The organism is Pseudoalteromonas sp. SR44-5 (assembly GCF_014163675.1).
Taxonomy (GTDB): Bacteria; Pseudomonadota; Gammaproteobacteria; order Enterobacterales; family Alteromonadaceae; genus Pseudoalteromonas; species Pseudoalteromonas rhizosphaerae.
The window spans coordinates 216,865-222,864 of record NZ_JACJDT010000003.1 but is presented as its reverse complement, the minus strand read 5'-3'; the positions used below and the strand labels follow the sequence as shown (position 1 = coordinate 222,864).

6 protein-coding genes are annotated in these 6,000 nt (G+C 40.9%); 3 read left to right on the top strand and 3 right to left on the bottom strand.

Annotation, left to right across the window (positions count from 1 at the left end; genetic code table 11):
• Nucleotides 1–178 precede the first annotated feature (178 nt).
• The gene (deoD, locus tag H5154_RS02985; RefSeq protein ID WP_145238795.1) at nucleotides 179–880 is read right to left on the bottom strand and encodes a purine-nucleoside phosphorylase; all 702 of its coding nucleotides are present in this window, start codon (nucleotides 878–880) and stop codon (nucleotides 179–181) included.
• Nucleotides 880–2,112 (bottom strand): phosphopentomutase, encoded by a 1,233-nt coding sequence (locus tag H5154_RS02980; protein ID WP_182717346.1) that lies wholly within the window; start codon nucleotides 2,110–2,112, stop codon nucleotides 880–882. Before H5154_RS02980 ends, deoD begins: the two co-directional genes overlap by 1 nt.
• A gap of 191 nt (nucleotides 2,113–2,303) precedes the next feature.
• On the opposite strand from H5154_RS02980, the gene udk reads away from it, so the two are divergent.
• The 3 genes from udk (at nucleotide 2,304) to H5154_RS02965 (ending at nucleotide 5,217) form a co-directional block, all read left to right on the top strand.
• On the top strand, nucleotides 2,304–2,933 hold the full coding sequence (gene udk, locus H5154_RS02975) for a uridine kinase (protein ID WP_149980367.1): 630 nt from the start codon (nucleotides 2,304–2,306) through the stop codon (nucleotides 2,931–2,933).
• 18 nt (nucleotides 2,934–2,951) lie between these two features.
• The gene (locus H5154_RS02970; protein ID WP_182717345.1) at nucleotides 2,952–4,304 is read left to right on the top strand and encodes a NupC/NupG family nucleoside CNT transporter; all 1,353 of its coding nucleotides are present in this window, start codon (nucleotides 2,952–2,954) and stop codon (nucleotides 4,302–4,304) included.
• A gap of 193 nt (nucleotides 4,305–4,497) precedes the next feature.
• The gene (locus tag H5154_RS02965; protein WP_182717344.1) at nucleotides 4,498–5,217 is read left to right on the top strand and encodes an ABC transporter substrate-binding protein; all 720 of its coding nucleotides are present in this window, start codon (nucleotides 4,498–4,500) and stop codon (nucleotides 5,215–5,217) included.
• Nucleotides 5,218–5,221: 4 nt separating this feature from the next.
• Here H5154_RS02965 and H5154_RS02960 read toward each other — a convergent pair whose 3' ends face one another.
• Nucleotides 5,222–5,944 (bottom strand): ABC transporter substrate-binding protein, encoded by a 723-nt coding sequence (locus H5154_RS02960; protein WP_149980364.1) that lies wholly within the window; start codon nucleotides 5,942–5,944, stop codon nucleotides 5,222–5,224.
• Nucleotides 5,945–6,000 lie beyond the last annotated feature (56 nt).

The following is a 6,000-nucleotide window of genomic DNA, read 5'->3' as shown; positions in this document are numbered from 1 at the left end:
TACCCTTGCTAACTTTACCCTCGCTAACTTTACCCTCGCTAACTTTACCCTCGCTAACTTTTCCCCACAAAAAAAGCCGCTTAGTTTAACTAGGCGGCTTTGGAGGTTAGTCTCACTGTATTTGGGCGTGTCTCCAAACGAGTGAATACGTTACCAAGGAACTTTTTTTTTATTACGCTTAGATTGACTCTAAGGCAATTTTAACCATTTCATTGAAGGTGCTTTGACGCTCTTCACTTGGGGTTGCTTCACCAGTGATCACGTGGTCACTCACGGTAAATAATGCCATGGCTTTTGCGCCATATTCAGCTGCAACGCCGTATAAACCGGCTGTTTCCATATCTACCGCTAACATACCTAGTTTATCAAGTTCTTGATAAAAGCTGTTATCGGCTTGATAAAATGTGTCGGTGGTAAATACGTTACCCACTTTCGCTTTAATACCTAGCTCTTTTGCTGCATTAACGCCGTTTAATAGTAAATCAAAATCAGCAATTGCTGAGAAATCATAACCACGTACACGCGCACGGTTTACATTTGAATCTGTGCTTGCGCCTTGTGCAAAAATAACGTCACGAATTTTAATGTCGCTACCAATACCACCACAGGTGCCGATACGAATAAGGTTTTTAACGCCATAGCTGACGATTAGTTCGCGTGCATAAATCGACATTGATGGAATGCCCATACCAGAACCCATGATGCTTACTGGTTTACCTTTATAAGTGCCAGTAAAACCATACATGTTACGAACGCCGGTTACTTTTACAGCATCATCAAGAAAATTTTCAGCAATGTATTGCGCACGTAATGGATCACCCGGCATTAATACCGTTTGTGCAAAATCGCCATTATTTGCGTCAATATGTGGAGTACTCATTATTCGTTTCCTTTTACTTTTAGCGCGTTAAGCTTATCAATAAAGCCATCGCCATATTCAAGTGCAGGTAAGTTAAACCACTGGGCAAGTGTTTGACCTATGTCTGCAAAACTAGCACGTTCACCAAGCGGGGTATTTTCAAGCCCTACCTGATAAGCAAGTACAGGCACATATTCGCGGGTGTGCTCACTGCCCGGGAATGTTGGATCACAACCGTGATCCGCCGTAATAATTAGTACGTCATCGGCTTTAAGCTGCTTAAGTATCGTTGGTAAGTAATCGTCCAACTGTTTAAGCGCTTTTGCATACCCAACAGGGTCGCGGCGATGACCAAATTTTTCATCAAAATCAACTAAGTTAGTAAATATCAAACTGTGATCTGGCGCTGATGCCATTACCTCAGTGGTTTTTGCTAACAAGTTTTGTAAGCCTGGGGCTTTGTGTTTTTGGGTGATCCCTTGATGCGCATAGATGTCAGATATCTTCCCTATGCTAATCACTTCACCACCGTCATCGGCTAGTTTGTCTAGCAATGTTGGCGCTGGCGGTAACACTGAATAATCTCGACGATTGCCCGTTCTGGCAAAGTCTTGATTATTGGAACCCAAAAATGGCCGCGCAATCACTCGTCCTATGTTCATTTCATCAAGCAGCGCCCGTGTGATTTCGCAGACCTGATAAAGTTTTTCTAGACCGAAAGTTTGTTCATGCGCGGCTATTTGAAACACGCTATCAGCTGAGGTGTAACAGATTGGTTTACCTGTTTTTATGTGCTCTTCACCTAGCTGTTCTAAAATCGTAGTACCCGAGGCATGGCAATTACCTAAAATCCCCGGGATACCGGTACGAGCAATCAGCTCGTCAATTAACTGTTGTGGAAAACTCGGTTGTGTTTTAGGGAAATATCCCCAATCGAATAACACCGGTACACCGGCCATTTCCCAATGACCTGATGGGGTATCTTTACCGCTAGAAAGCTCTTTAGCGTAACCCCAAGCAGCAATCGGTGTTTGGCGGTCGCTAACAAGGCACGGTTCGTTGCCTGCAGCTTCACATGCATCAACTAAACCTAATAACGATAAATTAGGTAGTGATAGCCGTTCGCCGGTTTCTTCAAAGTATGCTTTAAGCAAATGTGCAAAAGTGTTTGCGCCCACGTCGCCAAACTTATCAGCGTCTGGTGCTGCACCTATGCCTAGGCTATCTGCCATTAATATAATTGCTCTTGCCATACTCACCTCGATTATCCAATGTAGCTACTTTATATTTTTGTGCTTTTTAACGTACAGGACATAAGTCCTGTTTCATAAAACCTAAACATTATAAATTTCACCCCTTAAAGCGAAGCAAGAGAGATTATTCGTGTCTTTTTTGCTATTGTGATCTACCAACAATGTATCCTTCTGTGTGGATGAGAACTTTAGTGACACGAACAATAATAGCCATTGCTGGCGCTTCTGCGTCTGGCAAATCTCTTTTTAGCCAAACAATTTACAATGAATTGGTAAATGAGCTTGAACCAGGCGCCATCGCCGTGATTGAAGAAGATGCGTACTATAAAGACCAATCGCATCTGCCGTTTGATCATCGTACGCAAACGAATTACGACCACCCTGATGCGTTTGAACATGAGTTAATGTGTAAGCATTTAACACAGTTACGTGATGGCGAAGCGGTAGAAGTACCTACCTATGATTATGCGCAGCATACTCGCAGTGACAAAACACGCACTGTGATGCCAGCAGAAATTCTCATAGTTGAAGGGATTTTATTGCTTAGTGATAAAGCGCTACGTAAAGAATTTGATATCAAAGTGTTTATTGATACACCGCTTGATATTTGCCTGATGCGCCGTATGCAACGTGATATGGAGCAACGAGGCAGAACATTACAGTCCGTTGTTGAACAATATCAAGCTACAGTGAGACCGATGTTTTATCAGTTTATTGAGCCTTCAAAGCACAATGCTGATTTAGTGGTTACACGTGGTGGTATGAATCGTGTTGCGATTGATATAATTAAAAGTAAAATAAAATATTTACTGCAAAAATAACAACGGGAATAAGCAAAGATGACAACATTTATGAGCTTAGTCGGCATGTGTATGCTGCTAGGCATTGCATTTGCGGCTTCGACAAATCGCAAAGCAATTAGTTTAAGAACTGTCGGTATCGCTTTTGCCCTGCAATTTATAATTGGTGGTTTTGTCCTGTTTTCAGACGCAGGCAAAAATGCATTAGTTGGCATGTCAAAAGCCGTATCATCGGTAATTGGTTTTGCAAATGACGGAATAGCATTTTTATTCGGTCCGCTTGCTAGCCAAGATGCCTTAGGGTTTATTTTTGCCGTACAAGTTTTACCCGTTATTGTGTTTTTCTCTGCATTGGTTGCAGTGCTTTATCACATTGGCATTATGGATTGGATAATAAGAATATTAGGCGGTGGTTTACAAAAGCTATTAAAAACCTCACGCACTGAGTCGCTCTCAGCGACTGCGAACATTTTTGTTGGCCAAACAGAAGCGCCGCTGATTGTAAAACCATTTATAGCAACCATGACTAAGTCAGAGTTGTTTGCTGTTATGGTGGGTGGTTTAGCAACGGTAGCGGGCTCAGTAATGGCCGGTTATGTGATTATTGGTGTAGAGCTTAAGTATTTAATTGCCGCCAGCTTTATGGCAGCGCCAGGTGGTTTTTTAATGGCCAAGATGATTGTGCCAGAGACCGAAACACCTAAAGATACTTTAGCCGACTTAGATGATATTGAAGATAAACCAGTTAATGTGATTGATGCTGCGGCATCAGGGGCAGCAAACGGTATGCATTTAGCACTAAATGTAGGTGCAATGCTATTAGCATTTGTTGCTTTAATAGCTTTATTAAATGGTTTGTTTGGCGGCATTGGAGGTTTATTGGCTAGCATCGGCGGTTGGTCAATTAACTTCAGTCATTTATTATATAAAACTGCTGGTGACTGGGAGGTAATAGATGGAATCGCAAGTTTATTTAACTCCATTGGTGATTCGCTAAATAGCACGGGTGCTTGGATAAGCTCTTTAACGTTACAAATGATTTTAGGTTATATCTTTGCTCCGGTTGCCTGGTTACTTGGCGTACCGTGGAGTGAAGCAGTTATAGCCGGTAGCTTTATTGGTCAAAAAATAGTAGTCAATGAGTTTGTTGCTTATTTAGACTTTATGAATTATCGCGATACGTTAAGTGCGCACACACAAGCGATTGTCACATTCGCGTTATGTGGGTTTGCTAACTTATCATCGATAGCCATTTTACTAGGTGGATTAGGCGGTATGGCGCCTAGTCGGCGAAAGGATATCGCACGCTTAGGGCTCAGAGCAGTGTTAGCAGGATCTATGGCTAACCTTATGAGCGCCGCAATTGCAGGTTTTTTCCTCTCGCTAGCTTAGAAACTTTGAGATGAACCTTAGTTGCAAAACAATAGGATAAGCCTTTAAGGGGTTAAAGACTTATCTTACTTGAACGATACTTCACAAAGGGCCTTTATGGCCCTTTTATCGTTTTTAATTCACTGTTTACTTTCATAATACTTTTCCTAGTTATTGCTATACTCAAAGTTCTATCGTCAAAAAGAGAAAATAAATGCGGCTATTTATTAATCTGCTACTTCTTTGTATCAGTGTCCATAGTACTGCAAATCAAAATTTAATGGTTGTGACCGAGTTGTCACCGCCGAATCAAGTTTTGCTGAATAATCAGGTAACTGGTTATAGTACTGAGTTAGTAAATATGATTATTTTAGAGGCTAAGCTCAATGCCCCAATCAACATGTACCCTTGGGCACGTGCTTATAAAATGGCGGTTAATAATAGCAACACCTTAATTTACAGTATGGCACGCACTACGGAGCGCGAAACACTGTTTCATTGGATTGGGCCAGTAGCACAGTTTGAAATGGGCTTTGTAAAACTCTCTGAGCGCAGTGATATTAACTTTGATAATACAGAGCAAGCCAAGCAATATAAAATTGCCGTACAGCGCCATGACCTTGCATCGCAAGTATTAGTAAAACGTGGTTTCGAAGTATTGCTGACCACTGATATTCAAAAGTCATATCAGTTACTACTAGCAAGAAAAGTTGATCTGGTAGTAGACGATGCTAATTATCTAGCTTCAATGAGTGAGCAGCTAGCGATCAATGCTAACGCACTGACGTTCGTACATGCCATAGAAGGACTGGCAGTAGCTGGTTACTTAGCTGCAAATATCAATACTGATGAAGATATTATAAAAGCACTGCAGCAGGCTTTTTTAAAGGTTAAAAGTACTGAAAAATACCGTCAATTAATAACAGCTCATTAACTAGCTATTGTACATAACGATGCCGATAAGCGTCAAAGTTATCCACCGCTTTAAGTTTTTCTAACTGCTCATTGAAGCGCTCAACTATCTCGATAGGCATCTCTTTATTAAAAACTAAATAATTACCCTGTAATGTATTTACTGGCAGCTCAACAAGTTTGACGACTTCTTTACCACCGTGACCAAATTGCTGTAGTTGGTAATCTAAGGCAAACTCTGAGCCGAGAATTAAATCGATTTTATTTTTAAAAAATAAGTTCATATACTCATAGTGATGAGCTACTTTTAATAAGTTTTTATCTTGTTGGAAACCAATACTCTCCACTAACCCCTCATAAATATTGCCTCTAACGACACCTAAGGTGTATGCACTAACTTGAGTAATATCAGTTGGATTAATGTGTTTGTTATCACGAAGGCGATAAAAAAATGTACGTGAAGAAACCAACGGGCCAACCCAGTAAAATAAATCTTCTCGCTCAGCACTGCGAGCGGTTGATACTAGCCCTGAGAGCTGATTTTTTTGCACTAAATCGTATGCCCTTGCCCAAGGCAACAGCTCAAATTTGCACTCCACTTGTGAAAGCTCACACAACGTACGCACAATATCTAAATTAATCCCTTGCAGCTGCCCTTTATTCGAAAAATTATAAGGGGGAAACTGTTCAGTAAAAATAGTAATTATTGGCTTTGCAGCGCAAGTAAAAGTGAATCCAAGGCTAAACACTAGGATAAGTAATCGGTAGATAATCTATCTCGTTACAGAATAATAATAATAGATAA